12 protein-coding genes are annotated in these 19,962 nt (G+C 60.0%); 8 read left to right on the top strand and 4 right to left on the bottom strand.

All coding sequences use genetic code 11. The annotated features are described in order from the left end of the window. Positions 1–88 precede the first annotated feature (88 nt). From ACOYXH_RS28050 to aceE, 4 genes are all read right to left on the bottom strand, one after another. The gene (locus ACOYXH_RS28050; protein ID WP_093430121.1) at positions 89–2,785 is read right to left on the bottom strand and encodes a putative bifunctional diguanylate cyclase/phosphodiesterase; all 2,697 of its coding nucleotides are present in this window, start codon (positions 2,783–2,785) and stop codon (positions 89–91) included. A 252-nt stretch (positions 2,786–3,037) separates the two neighbouring features. Continuing rightward, on the bottom strand, positions 3,038–4,435 hold the full coding sequence (locus tag ACOYXH_RS28055; RefSeq protein ID WP_460410122.1) for an alkaline phosphatase D family protein: 1,398 nt from the start codon (positions 4,433–4,435) through the stop codon (positions 3,038–3,040). Positions 4,436–4,711: 276 nt separating this feature from the next. Then, entirely contained in the window at positions 4,712–6,676 is a 1,965-nt protein-coding gene (aceF, locus tag ACOYXH_RS28060) for a dihydrolipoyllysine-residue acetyltransferase (RefSeq protein ID WP_095125329.1), read from the bottom strand. Between the two features lie 11 nt (positions 6,677–6,687). Continuing rightward, complete coding sequence (gene aceE, locus ACOYXH_RS28065) at positions 6,688–9,333, bottom strand: pyruvate dehydrogenase (acetyl-transferring), homodimeric type (protein WP_007915682.1); 2,646 nt, start codon at positions 9,331–9,333, stop codon at positions 6,688–6,690. 384 nt (positions 9,334–9,717) lie between these two features. Between aceE and glnE the strand changes: the two genes are divergently transcribed. The 8 genes from glnE to ACOYXH_RS28105 all read left to right on the top strand — a co-directional run bounded on the left by glnE (position 9,718) and on the right by ACOYXH_RS28105 (position 19,926). Beyond that, a complete protein-coding gene (gene glnE / locus ACOYXH_RS28070) occupies positions 9,718–12,657 on the top strand; it encodes a bifunctional [glutamate--ammonia ligase]-adenylyl-L-tyrosine phosphorylase/[glutamate--ammonia-ligase] adenylyltransferase (RefSeq protein ID WP_258709142.1) in 2,940 nt (979 codons plus the stop codon). Positions 12,658–12,967: 310 nt separating this feature from the next. After that, positions 12,968–14,002: a lipopolysaccharide heptosyltransferase II gene (gene waaF, locus ACOYXH_RS28075; protein ID WP_449122624.1), complete on the top strand. Its 1,035-nt coding sequence runs from the start codon at positions 12,968–12,970 to the stop codon at positions 14,000–14,002. 1 nt (position 14,003) lies between these two features. Continuing rightward, positions 14,004–15,065 carry a lipopolysaccharide heptosyltransferase I gene (gene waaC / locus ACOYXH_RS28080; RefSeq protein ID WP_077570514.1) on the top strand — a complete coding sequence of 354 codons (1,062 nt, stop codon included), beginning with the start codon at positions 14,004–14,006 and terminating at the stop codon, positions 15,063–15,065. Next, the gene (locus ACOYXH_RS28085; RefSeq protein WP_095047255.1) at positions 15,065–16,186 is read left to right on the top strand and encodes a glycosyltransferase family 4 protein; all 1,122 of its coding nucleotides are present in this window, start codon (positions 15,065–15,067) and stop codon (positions 16,184–16,186) included. The genes waaC and ACOYXH_RS28085 overlap by 1 nt, the downstream gene beginning before the upstream one ends. Next, on the top strand, positions 16,186–16,992 hold the full coding sequence (gene rfaP, locus ACOYXH_RS28090) for a lipopolysaccharide core heptose(I) kinase RfaP (RefSeq protein ID WP_258709143.1): 807 nt from the start codon (positions 16,186–16,188) through the stop codon (positions 16,990–16,992). The genes ACOYXH_RS28085 and rfaP overlap by 1 nt, the downstream gene beginning before the upstream one ends. Next, positions 16,992–17,726 carry a lipopolysaccharide kinase InaA family protein gene (locus ACOYXH_RS28095; RefSeq protein WP_093430128.1) on the top strand — a complete coding sequence of 245 codons (735 nt, stop codon included), beginning with the start codon at positions 16,992–16,994 and terminating at the stop codon, positions 17,724–17,726. The genes rfaP and ACOYXH_RS28095 overlap by 1 nt, the downstream gene beginning before the upstream one ends. Next, entirely contained in the window at positions 17,723–18,475 is a 753-nt protein-coding gene (locus ACOYXH_RS28100) for a lipopolysaccharide kinase InaA family protein (protein WP_460066873.1), read from the top strand. Before ACOYXH_RS28095 ends, ACOYXH_RS28100 begins: the two co-directional genes overlap by 4 nt. Next, a complete protein-coding gene (locus ACOYXH_RS28105) occupies positions 18,475–19,926 on the top strand; it encodes a lipopolysaccharide kinase InaA family protein (RefSeq protein WP_460066875.1) in 1,452 nt (483 codons plus the stop codon). The genes ACOYXH_RS28100 and ACOYXH_RS28105 overlap by 1 nt, the downstream gene beginning before the upstream one ends. The last annotated feature ends 36 nt before the right edge of the window (positions 19,927–19,962 follow it).

The raw sequence follows: 19,962 nt of genomic DNA on the forward strand, positions 1-19,962 counted from the left end.
CTCTCAGTCAGGTTGGATGTGAAAAGTCAGACCGCCAGTGTGCCGAATGATGCCCGACTTCGCACTATCCAATGTAGGAGCGGCGAGGTCAGAGGCAGAGCGGGCCGCGCGGGTAGCGTTTCAGCGCTTGGATGAGTTCTGCGCCCGGAATCGGCCGGTCGAACAGGTAACCCTGTCCGACATCGCAACGGTGGCGGCGCAGGAACGCCAGTTGTTCGGCGGTTTCGATGCCTTCGGCCACAACCTTGAGTTTCAGGTTGTGCGCCATGGCGATCACCGCCGAGGTGATTTCCATGTCGTCCTGGTTGTCGGGAATTTCGTGGATGAAGCTGCGATCAATCTTGATGATGTCGATCGGGAATTTCTTCAAATAACTCAGCGATGAATACCCGGTGCCGAAGTCGTCCATGGCTAGCGTCAACCCAAGGCGCTTGAGCTGGTCGAGCTGCAAGTGCGTGTCTTCGGTGGCTTCCAGCAGCAGGCCTTCGGTCAGCTCCAGCTCGAGCAGATTGGCCGGCAGCGCTTCTTCCTTGAGGATGTTGGCGATGGAGGCCACCAGATCCGGGTCGGAGAACTGTTTCGGCGACAAATTGATCGCCACTTGCAGATTGCCCATCCCTGCTGCGGTCAGCGCTTTGCTCATGCGGCAGGCCTGACGGGCGATCCACTTGCCGATCGGAATGATCAGGCCGGTTTCTTCGGCGACGCTGATGAACTGGTCCGGGCGAATCATGCCGCGTTCCGGGTGGTTCCAGCGCAGCAGCGCTTCCATGCCCAGCAGACGACCGCTGCGCAGGCACAGCTTGGGCTGGTAGAACACGTCCAGCTCGTTCTGGGTCAGGGCGCGGCGCAGGTTGTTTTCGACGAACAGTTTGTAGCTGGCCTCGGCGTTCAGTGCTTCGGTGAAGACTTGCACCTGATGTTTACCGTTGGCCTTGGCTTTGTGCAGCGCCAGGCCGGCGTTACGCATCAGCGTTTGCGGATCGCGACCGTGTAGCGGTGCACAGGCCAGGCCGACCGAACCGGTGACGCTGATCAACTGGTTGTCGACGAACATCGGCTTGTCGAGGGTCGCCAGCAATTGGTTGGCGATCTGCTGACCGGTCGCCAGGTCGGTGTCGTCGAGCAGCACGGCAAATTCGTTACTGGCGAACCGCGCGAGGCTGCCACTTGGGCTCAGGCTGTTGCGCAGACGCCGGGCCAGACTGATCAGCAGCTTGTCGCCGGTCTGGTGGCCGAGGCTGTCGTTGATCCGCTTGAAGTTGTCGATGTCGACCAGCAACAGGCTGATCGGCGTATCGCTATCGCGGGCGAAGCGTTCGTCGAGATTGCGGATAAACGCCGGCCGGTTGCCGAGGTTGGTCAGGTTGTCGGTGTACGCCAGGCGCTCAATGCGCTGCTGCGCCAGTTTGGTCTGGGTGATGTCTTCGTAGATGCCGATGTAATGCGTCAGCTCACGGTTGTCACCGTAGACTTTGGAGATCGACAGCTGACCCCAGTACGGTTCGAGGTTCTTGCGGCGGCTTTTGAATTCGCCCTGCCAACTGTTGCTCTTGGCCAGCGCCGAGGGCGCGTCGAACAACAGTTCACTGAGGTTTTCCAGCGCCGGCAGCTCGGACAGACGCTGGCCATGGACTTCTTCGGTGGTGTATTGGGTGATCGCGGTGAAACTCGGGTTGACGTACTCGACCACGCCGTCGCAATTGACCAGCAAAAACGCGTTGGCGCTTTGCTCGACTGCACGCTGGAACAGGTGCAGGGCGCTGGTGGCAGTGCGGCGGTTGTGGTTGTTGATGACTTGCGCGAACTGGTCAGCCAGCTCACCGGCAAAGGCGATTTCATCGGACTGCCAGGCGCGGGTGACGCCGGTCTGTTCCAGGCACAGCACGCCGACCACTTGCCCATCGACGCGAATACTGGCGTCGAGCATGGCGTTGACGTCGCGCGGGCGCAGGGCTTCGGCCATCTCCCGGGTACGCGGGTCGCGCATCGCGTTGTGCGCATCGATAGCGCGACTGCCGTGCAGGGCGTCCATGTAATCCGGGAAGCTACTGATGTCGATCACGTCCGGAAGGATGTATTCCTGGGTCGCGCGGTGGTACGCGGAGATCGGCACCAGATGCTGGCCTTCGAGGTTCCACAGGCTGGCGCAGTCGATTTCATAGATATCGCAGGCGCAGCGGGTGATTAGCTCGGCGGCTTCCTGCAACGAGTTGTGCGTGCTGTAGCGCTGGCGCGCGAGCAGCAGAATCAGGTCCTGCTGGGCGCGCACGCGTTCCAGGTGCTGCAGTTGTTCCTGCTGCGCGCGTTGATTGAGTTCAAGGGCGATTTGCAGGCGTGAATTCTGGGTTTCGAGGTCGACGCAGGGCACCTGCGGCACTTCGTCGAACACATCATCGACCGCCAATAGATAGCCGCGCAGCAGATGACGATTGTGCTGTTTATACGCTTCGCCCAATTCGAGGATGTTCAGCTTGCCTGCGGCGGTGTGCAGGGTATAGCGCACCAGATAATGCGGGCTGTCGCGCAGTTGCTGCTGGATCGCGTCGTGCAGTTGATAGCGCGCTTCGGGTTCCATCAGGCTGGCGTAGGGTGAGCCGACCAGCGCGCAAAGCTCGACGGCTGGCTGACCGAACTGGCGTTCACAGTTGGGATCGAGAAACAGCATCGCCCAACTGGCTTCATTCAAGCGCTCGAAACGCAGCATGCCGAGCCGCGAGGGCACAGGCAACTGCGTCACTACCTCGGCCGCCATACGGCTGGCGGCATCGGGTTGGCTCTTCATGAAGGGAACTCGCTTGGAAATATGCTGAACGCGCCGGGCTCTCGCCCTCTTTACTGTTGCCTGCGGCAAGGTTGCATCATTGCGGCACTGACTGACAAGAGACATGAAGGCCAAGTGCTATAAGAATATGTCGGCTGCGTCGGGCATTTCTCCAGCACGTCGTTGAAAAGAGTAAAAGATCGCAGCCTTGGGCAGTGTCTACAGGGGAATGCGCCCTCTGTAGCAGCTGTCGAAGGCTGCGATCTTTAAGGCTTAGCGCAGCTTTATGGCGATCGACTGCAGCCGTTTTCCATCCCGATCATGGTAATTGACCATAATCTGATCAGCCTCGACCACCAAGTGGGCGAAATTGTCTTCACTCACCACCGTGCTGGTCAGTTCATGCCGATAATCGCCCGCCGCCGTGCGCACCAGCGGCTGATCCAGGATGAACGTGGACGCTTTGGCATATGGCAGCAGTTTGCTGTTGCACAGCGGCGAGGACACCACCGTGTGGATTTCGAAGTCCGGGTCTTCGCTGTGTGTCAAACGAGCCGCCAGCGAGCCATGCACGTCCCCGGAAATGAACACGACATTCTTGATTCGCCGGGTGCGGATGGTTTCCAGCAGGCGCAGGCGTTGCTCGGGAAAGGCTTTCCAGGCGTCATCGCCGTGGCGTTTGCGATCGGGATAGAACATCACGCTGGTGACCACGAACTTGACCCGCGCTGTGCTGTGGCTCAGCCATTTGAGCAGGGCCTGTTCCTGTGCCTCGTCGAGGATGCGTCGGTCATCGGCTGACAAGTTGCGGCGGGTGCGACTATCGGTGACAAACCATTCGATATCGCCGTCGCTGAATTGATACCAGTAGTGCTCAAGTGTCGAGTGATCTATTTCACCGTTAGTTGTCAGCGGATGTACCGGGCTATGACTGGCCTGATACAACTCATAGGCAGCCATTGCGTTACGGTACAAGTCGCCGTCGGACTTGCTGGCATTGGCAGGCCAGTTATCTTCGATTTCGTGATCATCGAGAATCATGTAAGTCGACGTGCCAGACATCAACCGTTGAATGTTTGGTTGGGAAAACGCGGCGCGGTACTTGTTGAGGATGTCTTTGTATTCGCGATCCGGTGCGACCAGGTTCAAGTCGTCCACATAAATTTGATCGCCGGTCATCAATACCGCGCTGATCGGGGGTTGTATGCCCTCGATGAGCTGATTGATGGATGCAAAGATCCGGTCACCCAGTTGCGGCAGGGAGACAATGCCAGCAGTCATGCGCAAGTAGCGGCAGGAGCCGACGATGTAGGCTCTGGGTTGCAGGGCTTTGCTGGAGCGGGTACGCAGGCGATAGATTTCCCGTGGCCATTGCAACGGCAACTCGGCAACGCTGTCTGGCGTATGTACCGGATTCATCGGGCTGAACCAGCCGGTCTGATATTCATATTCGGTGTCGGCACTCAAGTTGTTGAGGGCGAACACATGTGACATTTCGCGTAATTCACTCAGTTGCGCAAAGTTACCTTTGGACCAATGTTGTGTGCTTGAAGCGCGATAACGAATCCCGGCAAATACCGGCGAGTTGTTCTGACGATCGCCACGCATGAAGATGCGCGCATGAACAGTTGTAACGTGGCCGGTAATTGGGCCGATAGTTGGTTTTAACATGTCGAATCCATTCGAATTAACTTGAGTTAACAGGATTTCACTAAGTTTTCTTAGTTGAATTGGTTGCGCCTAGGTTAGTTGCGTATCGAATAAAAAAGATCGGTACCAAGTCGACCGGAGTTGTGGCCGATGTCAGCGCGACGTGTGGGAAAAAGACGAGGGAGGTGTTTCTTCAGGCAAAAAAAAGCCCCGCCAAACTGACGGGGTTGAGGTACGAGCGTGTGGCGCTCGAAAGGGTGCAGCAATCGGCCCTCCGTTGCCGGAGGGCCGATCGAGTTACAGCAGGATCGTGCGGATGTCCGCCAGCAGGCTGCCCAGACGCTGGGTGAAGCGTGCGGCAGCGGCGCCGTTGATCACACGGTGATCGTAGGACAACGACAGCGGCAGCATCAGTTTCGGCTGGAAGGCTTTGCCGTCCCAGACTGGCTGGATGGTTGCCTTGGAAACACCGAGGATCGCCACTTCCGGCGCGTTGACGATCGGCGTGAAGCCGGTGCCGCCAATGTGGCCAAGACTGGAAATGGTGAAGCAGGCGCCCTGCATGTCGTCAGCGGTGAGCTTCTTGTCGCGGGCTTTGGCGGCCAGCGCAGCGGCTTCGGCTGCCAGTTGCAACAGGCTCTTCTGGTCGACGTTCTTGATCACCGGTACCAGCAGGCCATCCGGGGTGTCGACGGCGAAGCCGATGTTCACGTATTTCTTGCGGATGATCGCTTTGCCGCTTGGCGCCAGCGAACTGTTGAAGTCCGGCAGCTCCTTGAGCATGTGCGCGCACGACTTGAGCAGCAGCGGCAGGATGGTCAGCTTGACGCCAGCCTTCTCTGCAACGGCTTTCTGCGCCACGCGGAACGCTTCCAGCTCGGTGATATCAGCCGAATCGAACTGAGTCACGTGCGGGATGTTCAGCCAGCTGCGGTGCAGGCTCGACGCGCCGATCTGCATCAGGCGAGTCATCGGCACTTCTTCGATTTCGCCGAAACGGCTGAAGTCGACGACCGGAATCGGCGGGATGCCCGCGCCACCGGTTGCGCCCGCTGCAGCGGCCGGTGCTTCCTTGGCCTTCTGCATCATCGCTTTGACGTAAACCTGCACGTCTTCTTTCAAGATACGACCGTGCGGGCCGCTGGCACCGACAGCGTTCAGCTCAACGCCGAACTCACGGGCCAGTTGACGCACGGCAGGGCCGGCGTGAACTTTGGCACCCGGCTTGGCCGGTGCGGCGGCTGGAGCTGCAGCAGGTGCAGCGGCAGCCGGAGCAGCAGCGGCAGGTGCCGGAGCGCTCGGAGCAGCAGCGGCGGCAGCTGGAGCCGGGGCAGCAGCAGGCGCTGCGCCTTTGACTTTCAGCTTCAGAATCAGGTCGCCGGTACCGACTTCGTCATCTAGCTTGATGGAAACGCTTTCCACCACGCCAGCGGCAGGCGATGGGATTTCCATGCTCGCTTTGTCGGATTCCAGGGTGATCAGCGACTGGTCGGCTTCAACGCTGTCGCCAGCCTTGACCAACACTTCGATGATCTTGGCTTTGCCAGCCGAGCCGATGTCCGGAACGTGGATGTCCTGAACGCTGTCAGCCACCGGTGCTGCTGGCGCGGCTGCCGGAGCAGGCGCAGCGGCAGCGGCCGGTGCAGCAGCCTGGGCCGGAGCGGCAGCCGCAGGGGCCGCAGCACCCGCCACTTCCAGATCCAGAATCAGGTCGCCAGTGCCGACTTCGTCGTTGAGCTTGACGCTGATGGCTTTAACCACGCCAGCGGCAGGCGACGGGATTTCCATGCTCGCCTTGTCGGATTCCAGAGTGATCAAAGATTGATCAGCTTCGACGGTGTCGCCGACCTTGACCTGGATCTCGATGATCTGTGCCTTGCCCGAAGAGCCGATGTCCGGCACGTGCACTTGCTGAACCGAAGCGGCAGCAGGGGCAGCGGCTGGTGCAGCGGCAGCAGGCGCGGCAGCCGGTTTGGCCTCCGCTTTTGCAGCCGGCGCAGCGGCAGGAGCAGGGGCCGCTTCAGCGGCGCCCTCGACTTCCAGCTCAAGCAGTTCGTCGCCTTCTTTCAGACGGTCGCCCAGCTTCACTTTCAGGCTCTTGATGACGCCGGCTTTCGGGGCCGGCACTTCCATGCTGGCCTTGTCCGATTCCAGGGTCAGGATGCTCTGGTCGGCTTCGATACGGTCGCCGACCTTCACAAACAGTTCAATTACTTCACCTTCACCGCTGCCGATGTCAGGTACGCGAATGAGTTCGCTCACAAAATGTCTCCTCAGCAGTCCAGTGGGTTGCGTTTTTCCGGGTCGATGCCGAACTTGACGATGGCCTCAGCCACGACTTTAGGTTCGATATCACCACGGTCAGCCAGTGCTTCCAGGGCTGCCAACACCACGAAATGACGGTCGACTTCGAAGAAATGACGCAGTTTCTTGCGGCTGTCGCTGCGGCCGAAACCGTCGGTGCCCAGGACTTTGAATTCCTTGGACGGTACCCACTGACGGATCTGCTCGGCGAACAGCTTCATGTAGTCGGTAGACGCGATGACCGGACCTTTACGGCCGTTCAGGCACTCTTCGACGTAGCTCAGCTTAGGCTTCTGGCCAGGCTTCAGACGGTTGCTGCGCTCGACAGCGAGGCCGTCGCGACGCAGTTCGTTGAAGCTGGTAACGCTCCAGACGTCGGCGCCAACGTTGAACTCTTCACGCAGGATCTTCGCCGCTTCACGCACTTCACGCAGGATGGTGCCGGAACCCATCAGCTGTACGTGGTGCGCCGCATCGCGGGTGTCTTCTTCGAGCAGGTACATGCCTTTCTTGATGCCTTCTTCGGCACCGGCCGGCATGGCTGGCTGCTGGTACGACTCGTTCATCACGGTGATGTAGTAGAAGATGTCCTGTTGCTCTTCGGTCATCTTCTTCATGCCGTCCTGAATGATCACCGCCAGCTCGTAGCCGTAGGTTGGATCGTAGGTGCGGCAGTTCGGGATGGTCGCGGCCAGCAGGTGGCTGTGGCCGTCTTCGTGTTGCAGGCCTTCACCGTTCAGGGTGGTACGGCCGGCGGTGCCGCCGATCAGGAAACCACGGGTACGGCTGTCGCCGGCAGCCCAGGCCAGGTCGCCAATACGCTGGAAGCCGAACATCGAGTAGAAGATGTAGAACGGCAGCATCGGCTGGTTGTGGCTGGAGTACGAAGTACCGGCAGCGATGAAGGAACTCATGGCGCCTGCTTCGTTGATGCCTTCTTCAAGGATCTGACCTTTCTGGTCTTCCTTGTAGAACATCACCTGGTCTTTATCGACTGGCTCGTAGAGCTGGCCGACGGACGAGTAGATGCCGAGCTGACGGAACATGCCTTCCATACCGAAGGTACGGGCTTCGTCCGGGATGATCGGGACGATGCGCGGGCCGATTTCCTTGTCCTTGACCAGTTGCGCGAGGATTCGCACGAAAGCCATGGTGGTGGAAATTTCACGGTCGCCAGAGCCGTCAAGGATGGCCTTGAGGGTGTCCAGGTCCGGAGTCGGCACGCTGAAGCTTTGTGCGCGGCGCTGAGGGACGAAACCGCCCAGTGCAGTGCGCCGCTCGCTGAGGTAGCGGGCTTCGGCGCTGTTTGGCTCTGGTTTGAAGAACGGCAGGTTCTCCAACTCTTCGTCCTTGACCGGGATGTCGAAACGATCGCGGAACAACTTCAGGCTGTCGACGTCGACTTTCTTGGTGTTGTGCGCAGTGTTTTTCGCTTCGCCGGCACCGGTGCCATAACCCTTGATGGTCTTGGCGAGGATGACGGTTGGTTGTTCTTTGTGGTTGACCGCTTCGTGGTACGCCGCATAGACCTTGTACGGGTCATGGCCGCCACGGTTGAGTTTCCAGATCTCGTCGTCGGACAGATCAGCAACCATCGCCTTGAGTTCTGGCGTGTTGAAGAAGTGTTCACGGACGAACGCGCCGTCTTTGGCTTTGTAGTTCTGGTACTCGCCGTCGATGACTTCGTCCATACGACGTTGCAGGATGCCGTCGACGTCTTTGGCCAGCAGTGGGTCCCAGAAACGGCCCCAGATGACTTTGGTCACGTTCCACTGAGCACCGCGGAACACGCCTTCGAGTTCCTGAATGATCTTGCCGTTGCCGCGAACCGGGCCGTCGAGGCGCTGCAGGTTGCAGTTGATGACGAAGATCAGGTTGTCCAGCTTCTCGCGGCCGGCCAGGGAGATCGCGCCCAGGGATTCCGGCTCGTCGCACTCGCCGTCGCCCAGGAAGCACCAGACTTTCTGTTTGCCCGGCTGGATGAAACCGCGGTGTTCCAGGTACTTCATGAAGCGTGCCTGGTAGATCGCTTGAATTGGACCCAGACCCATCGATACGGTCGGGAACTGCCAGAAGTCAGGCATCAGCCAAGGGTGCGGGTAGGACGACAGGCCCTGACCGTCGACTTCCTGGCGGAAGTTGTTCATCTGGTCTTCGGTGATGCGGCCTTCCATGAACGCACGGGCGTAAACGCCTGGCGAAGTGTGGCCCTGGAAGTAGATCAGGTCGCCACCGTGTTCGTCGGTCGGGGCCTGGAAGAAGTAGTTGAAGCCGATGTCATACAGGGTCGCACTGGAAGCGAAGCTGGAGATGTGACCACCCAGGTCAGAATCTTTCAGGTTCGTACGCATTACCATGGCCATCGCGTTCCAGCGTACCAGCGAGCGAATGCGGCGTTCCATGAACAGGTCGCCAGGCATGCGTGCTTCGTGGGTTACCGGGATGGTGTTGCGGTAAGGCGTGGTGATGGCGTAAGGGAGCTGCGAGCCGCTGCGGGTCGCGAGTTCGCCCATACGGGTCATCAGATAGTGAGCACGGTCTTCGCCTTCTTTGTCGAGAACCGATTCCAGGGCGTCCAGCCATTCCTGGGTTTCGACGGGATCGAGGTCTTGCATGGCTTGCTCCAGGGCGGAAAGGCTTCCAGAATCGGTTGCCTGAGTTTGCGACTGGCCTTGTGGGCAGACGATTTAAAATTCTTGGATTGCCGATAGGTTGTTCCGGCGGCGTGTAGTTTTACTACAAATCTTCCGGCATTTCAGCCTTTCGAATGTATAGACGAGTAGTAAAACTACAGAAGAATGGCTTGTGGCCTCCGGCTGCGTTGTGAGAATAATCGTTAAGGTTGGTCTTTTACCATCCGAAAAAGGTGAAACTTTGATGTTCGCTGCCAACGAGAAAGAAATTTCAGCTATTTCTAACTTTTGTTCGACAGTCTTCCGGGTAGCGGCTTTTCACCAATCACTACAAGCGGCCATTTACACGCCGATCAAGGATAGACCATGACCCTGCCCGTGCTTGCCGAACTGCCCGCCATTCTCCTGCCGTTGGTCACTCGATCGGAGCAGTCGTTCCGTACGGCCGTCGCCGCGCTGGAAGACGATCACGGCCTGGCGAACTGGACGCCAGAGCGCTGGGCGCAATTCGCCCGCGTCACCGCCGCCAGCGAATTCGTCATTGAACAGAGCGTTCGTGACCCTTTGATGTTGCTCACACTGGTGCAGTCCGGCGAACTCGACCGGGCCTTCGCACCGGGTGAATTGTGTGCGCAGATTGCCGCTGCGGTGAACGCGGCCCAGAATGAAGATGAACTCGGTCGCGCCCTGCGCCGCCAGCGCGCCCGTCATCAAGTGCGGATCATCTGGCGCGATCTCACCCGCCAGGCCGATCTGGTACAGAGCTGCCGGGATCTTTCGGACATGGCTGACGCCACCATCGACCAGGCTTATCAATGGTTGTACAGCCGCCATTGCGAACAGTTCGGCACGCCGACCGGCCGCCGCAGCGGTGAGCCGCAGCAAATGGTCATCCTCGGCATGGGCAAGCTCGGCGCCGTTGAGTTGAACCTGTCTTCGGACATCGATCTGATCTTCGCTTACCCCGAGGGCGGCGAAACGGTGGGCGTGAAGCGCTCGCTGGATAATCAGGAATTCTTCATTCGTCTCGGCCAGCGCTTGATCAAGGCGCTGGATCCGATGACCGTCGACGGATTTGTGTTCCGTGTCGACATGCGCCTGCGCCCTTACGGTTCGTCCGGCGCGCTGGTGCTGAGCTTCAATGCGCTGGAGCAGTATTACCAGGATCAGGGCCGGGACTGGGAACGCTACGCGATGATCAAGGCGCGGGTGGTGGCAGGCGATCAGGTGGCGGGTGCGCAGTTGCTCGACATGCTGCGGCCGTTCGTTTACCGCCGTTACCTGGACTTCTCGGCGATCGAAGCGCTGCGCACCATGAAGCAACTGATCCAGCAGGAAGTGCGGCGCAAGGGCATGGCCGACAACATCAAACTCGGCTCCGGCGGTATCCGCGAGGTCGAATTTATTGCTCAGGCCTTTCAGTTGATCCACGGTGGTCGCGACTTGAGCTTGCAGCAGCGTCCTCTATTAAAGGTGTTGAGCACGCTGGAGGGGCAGGGTTATCTACCGCCGGCGGTGATCAGCGAGTTGCGCGAGGGTTACGAATTTCTGCGTTACACCGAACACGCGATTCAGGCGATTGCCGACCGCCAGACCCAGATGCTGCCGGATGGCGCGCAGGATCAAGCGCGCATTGCCTTCATGCTCGGCTTTGCCGATTGGGATTCTTTCCATGAAAAACTGATGTTCTGGCGCGGTCGCGTCGCTTGGCACTTCGCCCAGGTGATTGCCGATCCCGATGAAGATGAGGGCGCCGAAAGCGAAGTGGTGGTCGGCGGTGAATGGCTGCCGCTGTGGGAAGAGGCGCAGGACGAGGAGGCCGCGTGCCGGCAGTTGGAAGAGGGCGGTTTTGCTGACGCGAGCAAAGCCCTGAAAGCGTTGGCCGGATTGCGCAGCAGCCCGCAATTGCGCGCGATGCAGCGGTTGGGGCGTGAGCGTCTGGATGCCTTTATTCCGCGTCTGCTCGCACAGGCTGTGGAACACGCCAATCCGGATCTGGTGCTTGAGCGGGTGTTGCCGCTGGTCGAAGCGGTCGCTCGGCGCTCGGCTTATCTGGTCTTGCTGACGGAAAACCCCGGTGCACTGCGACGCTTGCTGACGCTGTGCGCGGCGAGCCCGTGGATCGCAGAGCAGATCACGCGCTTCCCGTTGCTGCTCGATGAACTGTTAAACGAAGGCCGACTGTTCAAGCCGCCCTTGGCGCCGGAACTGGCGGCTGAACTGCGCGAGCGCCTGACGCGGATTCCCGAAGACGACCTCGAACAACAAATGGAAGCCTTGCGCCATTTCAAATTGGCGCACCGCTTGCGCGTGGCGGCGTCGGAAATCGCCGGCAGCCTGCCGCTGATGAAAGTCAGCGATTACCTGACTTGGCTGGCCGAGGCGATTCTCGAGCAAGTGCTGGCCCTGGCCTGGCGCCAGACGGTGGCCAAGTACGGCACACCGCTGCGCACCGACGGCACCTTGTGCGATCCCGGCTTCATCATTGTTGGTTATGGCAAAGTCGGCGGCCTGGAACTGGGGCATGGTTCGGATCTGGACCTGGTGTTTATCCACGACGGCGATCCGCAGGCGGAAACCGACGGGCCGAAGTCGATTGATGGCGCGCAGTTCTTCACGCGATTGGGGCAGCGAATCATTCACTTGCTGACGGCGCAGACCAACTCCGGTCAGCTCTATGAAGTGGACATGCGTCTGCGGCCATCCGGTGCTTCGGGGCTGTTGGTCAGTTCGCTGGGGGCATTTGCGCGCTATCAAGAAAATGAAGCCTGGACGTGGGAGCATCAGGCGTTGGTGCGGGCGCGGGTGCTGGTCGGCAGTCAGGATGTCGGTCAGGCGTTCGAGAAAGTCCGCGCGCAGGTCTTGGGCAAGGCGCGCGATCTGGCCAAGTTGCAACAAGAAGTCAGTGAGATGCGCGCGAAAATGCGCGATAACCTCGGCACCAAGAGCACCGCAGCCGGCACGGCGGCAAATGCCTTCGACGCCACAGCGCCCTTCGACCTCAAGCAGGACGCCGGAGGTATCGTCGATATTGAATTTATGGTGCAATACGCGGCTCTGGCGTGGTCGCAAAGCCACCCGCCATTGCTGCGCTGGACCGATAACATCCGCATTCTGGAAGAGCTGGAACACGAAGGGCTGATGCCTGCCGAAGATGCCAGTTTGCTGCGCGAGGCCTATAAAGCCTACCGCTCCGCCGCTCACCGGCAGGCGTTGCAGAAGGACGCCGGGGTGATACCGGGTGACCAGTTTGCCGACGAACGCCGGCAGGTTTTACGGATATGGAAAGAGATGGGGCTAAGCTAAAACAAGCCAATGAAGGCAATGAGATTCAAGAGGTGGGAGCGAGCCTGCTCGCGAAGGCGGTCGGTCGGCCAGCATGGATGTTGAATGTGCTGGCCCCTTCGCGAGCAGGCTCGCTCCCACAGTGATCTGCGGTGAGTCGCAGATGTGTGAACAGAGGCAAAACCATGTGGGAGCGAGCCTGCTCGCGATAGCGGAGTGACAGTCGACAGTCATGTTGAAGGTAATGACCCATCGCAAGCAGTGCCGCTCCCTCAGTGATTCTCGAGGCGGGGAGGCGTAAATGCCTCCCCGGTTCGTTTTTGGAAACCACATGAATATTCTGATCGTTGGGCCCAGTTGGGTCGGTGACATGGTGATGGCGCAGACACTCTTTCAGTGTCTCAAGCAGCGCCACCCGCAATGCGAAATCGACGTCCTGGCCCCTGAGTGGAGCCGGCCGATCCTTGAACGCATGCCCGAAGTGCGCAAGGCCTTGAGCTTCCCGCTCGGCCACGGCGCGCTGGAATTGGCGACGCGTCGACGCATCGGCAAATCCCTGCGTGGTCAGTACGATCAGGCGATCCTGCTGCCCAACTCGCTGAAGTCGGCGCTGGTGCCGTTTTTCGCGGGCATCCCGAAACGCACCGGCTGGCGCGGCGAATTCCGCTACGGCCTGCTCAACGATGTGCGCACCCTCGACAAACAACGCTATCCGCTGATGATCGAGCGCTTCATGGCCTTGGCCTATGACGCCAATGCCGAATTGCCGAAGCCGTATCCGCGCCCAAGCCTGCAAATCGACCCGGTCACTCGCGAAGCAGCGTTGGCCAAGTTCGGCCTGACCCTCGACCGCCCGGTGTTGGCCCTGTGCCCTGGCGCCGAGTTTGGCGAGTCCAAGCGCTGGCCGTCCGAGCACTACGCTAAAGTCGCCGAAGCGCGCATTCGCGAAGGCTGGCAGGTGTGGCTGTTCGGTTCGAAGAACGATCATGCGGTCGGTGAAGACATCCGCGCTCGACTGATTCCTGGCCTGCGTGAAGAATCGGTCAACCTCAGCGGCGGTACCTCGTTGGCCGAGGCCATCGACCTGATGTCCTGCGCCGACTCGGTGGTCTCCAACGACTCCGGTCTGATGCACGTCGCCGCTGCGCTGAACCGCCCCTTGGTAGCCGTCTACGGCTCGACTTCGCCGGGCTTCACCCCGCCGCTGGCGGAGCATGTCGAAGTGGTTCGTCTGGGCCTCGATTGCAGCCCGTGCTTCGACCGCACCTGCCGCTTCGGCCATTACAACTGCCTGCGCCAGCTGATGCCGGACGCGGTCAATGATGCCTTGCAGAAGTTGCAGGGCTCTGTGGTCGAGGTTCATTAAGTTGCGGGTACTGCTGATCAAGACTTCATCGCTGGGTGACGTGATTCATGCGTTGCCGGCGCTGACCGACGCCGCCCGGGCCATTCCCGGAATCAAGTTCGACTGGGTAGTGGAAGAAGGTTTCGCCGAGATCCCGACCTGGCACCCGGCCGTTGGCAAAGTGATTCCGGTGGCGATCCGTCGCTGGCGCAAAAACCTCTGGAAAACCATCACCAGCGGCGAGTGGAAACGCTTCAAACAAAGTGTGCGCGCCAATAAATACGACTTGGTGATCGACGCTCAAGGCCTGCTGAAAAGCGCCTGGCTGACCCGCTACGTCAAAGCGCCGGTAGCCGGCCTCGATAAAGGTTCGGCGCGAGAGCCGATGGCTTCGCGTTTCTATGACCGCAAACTGGCTGTGGCCCGCGGTCAGCACGCCGTCGAGCGAGTGCGCCAACTGTTCGCCATCGCTCTCGGCTACGACTTGCCGAAAGGCTTGGGCGATTACGGCCTCAACGTCGAGCGTCTGGTCGAGCTGCCGCGCAAAAACGCCTTTGTGGTCTTCCTGCATGGCACTACTTGGGACACCAAACACTGGCCGGAAAGTTACTGGCGCGAACTGACTGAACGCGTCGGCTACCTCGGCGTCGGCGTCAAACTGCCGTGGGGCAACCCACAGGAAAAGGCCCGCGCCGAACGCATCGCCGCCGGTTTCAAACACGCCGAAGTGCTGCCGAAGCTCAATCTGGCCGGCGTCGGCAAAGTCCTCGCTGGTGCGCAAGCCTGCGTCGCGGTGGATACCGGTCTCGGCCACTTGGCCGCCGCGCTGGACGTGCCGACCATCTCGCTGTTCGGCCCGACCAACCCGGGCCTGACCGGCGCCTACGGCAAGTTGCAGATTCACCTGGCCAGCGACTTCCCATGCGCGCCATGCCTGCAAAAGAAATGTACCTATCAACCGACCGCGCAGGATGCCCGTCAGTTTGACCTGAAGCGTGAACAGCCGCTGTGCTTCACGCGTCTGAACCCCGAGCGTGTCGCCAGCCGACTGAGCACGTTGTTAATGGCTGAGGAGCTGCGCTGATGCAATTGGCATTCGTCCTGTACAAATATTTCCCGTTCGGTGGTTTGCAGCGCGACTTCATGCGCATCGCCCTTGAATGCCAGAAGCGCGGTCACCAGATTCGCGTCTACACGCTGATCTGGGAAGGCGACGTGCCGCCCGGTTTTGAGGTGCTGGTGGCGCCGGTCAAGGCGTTCTTCAACCATCGTCGCAACGAAAAACTCAGCGCGTGGATGGCAGCGGACCTGGCCAAGCGCCCGGTCGATCGCCTGATCGGGTTCAACAAGATGCCGGGGCTGGACGTCTACTACGCCGCCGATGGCTGCTTCGAAGACAAGGCGCAGAACTTGCGCAATTCGCTGTACCGCCGTTGGGGTCGCTATCGCCACTTCGCCGAGTACGAGCGCGCAGTGTTCGCCAAGGATGCGAAGACCGAAGTGCTGATGATTTCCGAAGTGCAGCAGCCGCTGTTCATCAAGCATTACGACACGCCACTTGAGCGTTTCCATCTGCTGCCGCCAGGCATCGCCCAGGATCGTCGTCGCCCGGCGGATGCCGCTGAAATTCGCGCCGGTTTCCGCGCTGAATTCAATCTCAAGGACGACGAACTGCTGCTGGTGCAGATCGGCTCCGGCTTCAAGACCAAAGGCGTCGATCGCAGCCTGAAAGCGCTGGCTGCATTGCCTGCCGAACTGAAGAAACGCACCCGGCTGTTTGTAATCGGCCAGGATGACCCCAAATTATTCCAGATGCAGAGCGCAACTTTGGGTCTGGGCGATAACGTGACGTTCCTCAAGGGGCGCAGCGATATCCCGCGTTTCCTGCTCGGCGCCGATCTGTTGATCCACCCGGCCTACAACGAAAACACCGGTACTGTGCTGCTTGAAGCGTTGGTCGCCGGTTTGCCGGTGCTGGTCAGCGCGGTCTGCGGTTACGCCCATTACATTGCCGAGGCGGATGCCGGGCGAGTGCTGGACGAACCGTTCGATCAGGCGCAACTGACGCAATACTTGACTGAAATGTTGCATGACGACGCTGCACGCGCGGCCTGGAGCCGCAATGGTCTGGCCTTCGCCGAGACGGCCGACCTCTACAGCATGCCGCAGCACGCGGCCGATGTGATTCTGGCGGAGCACGCTTAATGAAGTTGATGCTGGCTGAACCGTTCAAAAGCCTGTGGGCCGGCCGCGACCCGTTCGCTGAAGTCGAAGGCTTGCAGGGCGAGGTATACCGCGAGCTGGAAGCACGCCGGACGCTGCGCACGGAAGTCGATGGCAACGGATTTTTCGTCAAGATCCACCGAGGTATCGGCTGGGGCGAGATCTTCAAGAATCTGCTGACCGCCAAGCTGCCGGTTCTCGGCGCGGGCCAGGAGTGGCAAGCCATTCAGCGTCTGCAGGAAGTCGGCGTGCCGACCATGACTGCCGTGGCTTACGGCGAGAAGGGCAGTAACCCGGCAGATCAGCACTCGTTTATCGTCACCGAAGAACTGGCGCCGACCATCAGCCTCGAAGACTTCAGCATCGATTGGGTCAAGCAGCCGCCCGAGCCGAAACTCAAGCGCGCGCTGATCGCCGAAGTCGCACGCATGACCGGCATGATGCACCGCGCTGGCGTCAACCATCGTGACTGCTACATCTGCCACTTCCTGCTGCACACCGATAAACCGGTGACGCCAGACGACTTCAAACTCTCAGTGATCGACCTGCACCGTGCCCAGACCCGCGCGAAAATCACGCAGCGCTGGCGCAATAAAGATCTGGCCGCGCTGTACTTTTCCGCGCTGGACATCGGCCTGACCCGCCGCGACAAACTGCGTTTCCTCAAAGGCTATTTCCAGCAACCGCTGCGCCAGATCCTGGCTGAAGAAGCGCCGTTGCTGAGCTGGCTGGAAGGCAAGGCCAACAAACTCTACGCGCGTAAACAGCGTTACGGGGATGCGCTCTGATGGCGGGTTGGACTCTCGAGCCGCAATACAGCGAGCTCGCCGAAGACTTCGGCAGTCTCGAAGCGGTATTTGCGTTGCAGGGCGAACGCCTGACCCGTGATCCGCTGTCGGAAGTGATTCGCGTGCAGCGCAACGGCGTCAATTATTACGTCAAACGCTATGTCGGCGCCGGTAAAGGCTTGCGCCGTTACCTCGGCAAGCCGCGGGTGAAGATGGAGTGGCAGAACCTCAAGCGCTTCGCCAAGTGGGGCATTCCCACCGCTGAAGTGGTGGCCTGGGGGCTGGAGCGACGTGGCGCGGCGTATGATCGTGGCGCCATGATCACCCGTGAACTGCCTGACACCGAAGACCTTTCGGCGCTCGCCGAGCGCAAGGATCCGAAACTCAAGGATCGCGCCTGGGTCGACGGTGTCAGTCGGCAATTGGCCGGCTATACCCGGACGATGCATGATCACCGATTTACCCATAACGATCTGAAATGGCGCAACCTGTTGATCGATGATCAGGCGCGGATATTTCTGATCGATTGCCCTAACGGCGAGTTCTGGCGCGGCTTCTGGCTCAAGTATCGGATCACCAAGGATCTGGCCTGTCTCGATAAACTCGCCAAATACCACCTGTCCAATACCCAACGCCTGCGCTTCTATAAGCAATACCGCCAGTGCGATCGGCTTGATAGCGCCGACAAGAAACGGATTCGGCACGTGGTGAGATTTTTCGAGGGACGCGAATGACTGATTTTCTCGCCGCTGAAGACCGCGCACTGCTTGAGCGCCATGGTCTTGGCACTTTTGACGCGCTTTGGGCGAAGCAGCTTGAGGCCGTGGACGAACCCAATACCGCCCGTGGCGGTTGGAGCAGCGTCTTCCGTCTGGATCTTGAAGGGCAAGGTTATTACCTCAAGCGCCAGAGTAACTACCTGACGCGGACCTTGCATGCGCCTTTCGGCGAGCCAAGCTTTGCCCGCGAGTTTCGCAATATCAGTCGCTATCGCAAGCTCGGTATCCCGGCGCTGCAAGCAGCGTTTTTCGGAGAGCGTAAGGTCAACGGCGAAGTCCGTGCCATTCTGCTGACTCGGGCACTCGATGGCTGGAGTGATCTGGAATCGCTGTTGCAGCGTTGGGCGCAGCTCAGTACCGCGCAACAGTCGGCCACTCTCAAGGCCTGCGGATTGCTCGCGCGGCATCTGCACGGCGTGCGTCAGGTGCACGGCTGCTTCTATCCCAAACATATTTTTCTGCGAGCCACCGGTGACGGGTATCAGGCGCAATTGATCGACCTGGAAAAGACCCGGCCGTTGTTGTTTGGTATGCGCGACCGGATCAAGGATCTGGAACCGCTGCAACGTCGCGCACCGGAATGGAACGAGGCGCAACTGCGTGAATTGCTCGCGGCTTATCTCGATCAGCCCACTGACAGCGCGCTGCTGGACAGTTGGCTGGCCCGGCTGACCGCGCGTCGCAGCCACAAGGAGACCCGCTGATGCAATTGTCCGAGCTGGCCGGTGCCGGACGAGCCCCGCAATTGCCACTGACGGTGACGCTGGCCGATGCCGCCGGCAGTGCTGATCTGCAATTGCTGAGCCTGCTGCGGGTGTTGCCGGGACAGCGTTACGTTGGCGCCGGTGTCTGGCGCGGGCGTCCGGTGCTGGCCAAATTGCTGGTCGGCGGCAAAGCTGCCCGGCATTTTCAGCGCGAGCTGGAAGGCGTGCGCTTGCTGGCTGCGCAAGGCCTGACCACGCCGCTGCTCCTGGCCGATGGTTTGCAAAATGGCGAAGGTGGCTGGTTGCTGTTCGATTTCCTTGAGGGTGCCGAAAGCCTTGGCGATGCCTGGGCGAAAGTCGAGTCGCTGCCGGTGTTGGCCGATGAACAATCGGCGGTGCTGGCCGAGGCGCTGGGCGCTATTGGCCAATTGCACGGCAAAGGGCTTTGGCAGGAAGATCTGCACCTGGACAATCTGTTGCGCCACGGCGACCAGTTGTACTTGATTGACGGTGCCGGGATTTGCGCAGAAACCGCCGGCCAGCCGTTGTCGCGACAAAAAGTCCTGGAAAATCTCGGGGTGTTTTTCGCCCAGTTACCCAAGGCGTTGGAACCGTTCACTGAAGAGCTGCTGGTGTATTACCTGTTGAGCAACAGCGAGCATGCGTTGCCGCTGGAGGCCTTGCAGAAACAGATCGACAAAGTGCGGCGCTGGCGTTTGAAAGACTTCCTGATCAAGGTCGGTCGCGAGTGCACGCTGTTCAGTGTGCAGCGTGGAGCGTTCGCTCTGCGCGCGATCCGCCGCGAAGAAGAGTCAGCCATGCTGCCGGTGCTGGAGCAGGCTGATGCGTTGCTTGATCAGGGTCACCTGTACAAGACCGGTGGTGCGGCGAGCGTTGGCAAGATTCAGGCCGGTGCGCGCACGCTGGTGATCAAGCGCTACAACATCAAGGGCTTTGCGCATTGGCTCAAGCGTTTCTGGCGGCCAAGTCGGGCCTGGCATTCGTGGCGCGAAGGCAATCGCCTGGCGTTTCTCGGCATCGCCACACCCAAACCGCTGGCGGTGCTGGAAAAGCGCTTTTTGTGGCTGCGCAGCCGTGCGTATCTGGTGACCGAGTTCCTGCCGGGGCCGGATATCATCGAGCGCTTTGCGCCGTACGTTGAAAGTGGTGAAGCGCCGGAAGCGGAGTTGCAGGCGCTGGATCAGTTGTTCGCCAGATTGATTGACGAGCGGATCAGCCATGGCGACTTCAAGGGACACAATCTGTTCTGGCAGCAGGATCGCTGGGCGCTGATCGATCTGGACTCGATGTGCCAGCATGGATCTGTCGGCAGTTTCGCGCCGGCCTATGCCCGTGACCGTGCGCGATTCATGCGCAACTGGCCCGAAAGCAGCGCGCTGTATCAGATTATTGATCTGCGGTTGCCGAAAGATATTTCCAGCGTGCCCTGAGACAAACCAGCAGTAGAGGACAAGATTCAGCGACTT

It is taken from the genome of Pseudomonas sp. Mb7, assembly GCF_054790525.1.

Bases quoted from the DNA above. Each gene is read 5' to 3' on its own strand.
- ACOYXH_RS28050 (WP_093430121.1), bottom strand. From the start codon at position 2,785: ATGAAGAGCCAACCCGATGCCGCCAGCCGTATGGCGGCCGAGGTAGTG.
- ACOYXH_RS28055 (WP_460410122.1), bottom strand. From the start codon at position 4,435: ATGTTAAAACCAACTATCGGCCCAATTACCGGCCACGTTACAACTGTT.
- aceE (WP_007915682.1), bottom strand. From the start codon at position 9,333: ATGCAAGACCTCGATCCCGTCGAAACCCAGGAATGGCTGGACGCCCTG.
- glnE (WP_258709142.1), top strand. From the start codon at position 9,718: ATGACCCTGCCCGTGCTTGCCGAACTGCCCGCCATTCTCCTGCCGTTG.
- waaF (WP_449122624.1), top strand. From the start codon at position 12,968: ATGAATATTCTGATCGTTGGGCCCAGTTGGGTCGGTGACATGGTGATG.
- ACOYXH_RS28085 (WP_095047255.1), top strand. From the start codon at position 15,065: ATGCAATTGGCATTCGTCCTGTACAAATATTTCCCGTTCGGTGGTTTG.
- rfaP (WP_258709143.1), top strand. From the start codon at position 16,186: ATGAAGTTGATGCTGGCTGAACCGTTCAAAAGCCTGTGGGCCGGCCGC.
- ACOYXH_RS28095 (WP_093430128.1), top strand. From the start codon at position 16,992: ATGGCGGGTTGGACTCTCGAGCCGCAATACAGCGAGCTCGCCGAAGAC.
- ACOYXH_RS28100 (WP_460066873.1), top strand. From the start codon at position 17,723: ATGACTGATTTTCTCGCCGCTGAAGACCGCGCACTGCTTGAGCGCCAT.
- ACOYXH_RS28105 (WP_460066875.1), top strand. From the start codon at position 18,475: ATGCAATTGTCCGAGCTGGCCGGTGCCGGACGAGCCCCGCAATTGCCA.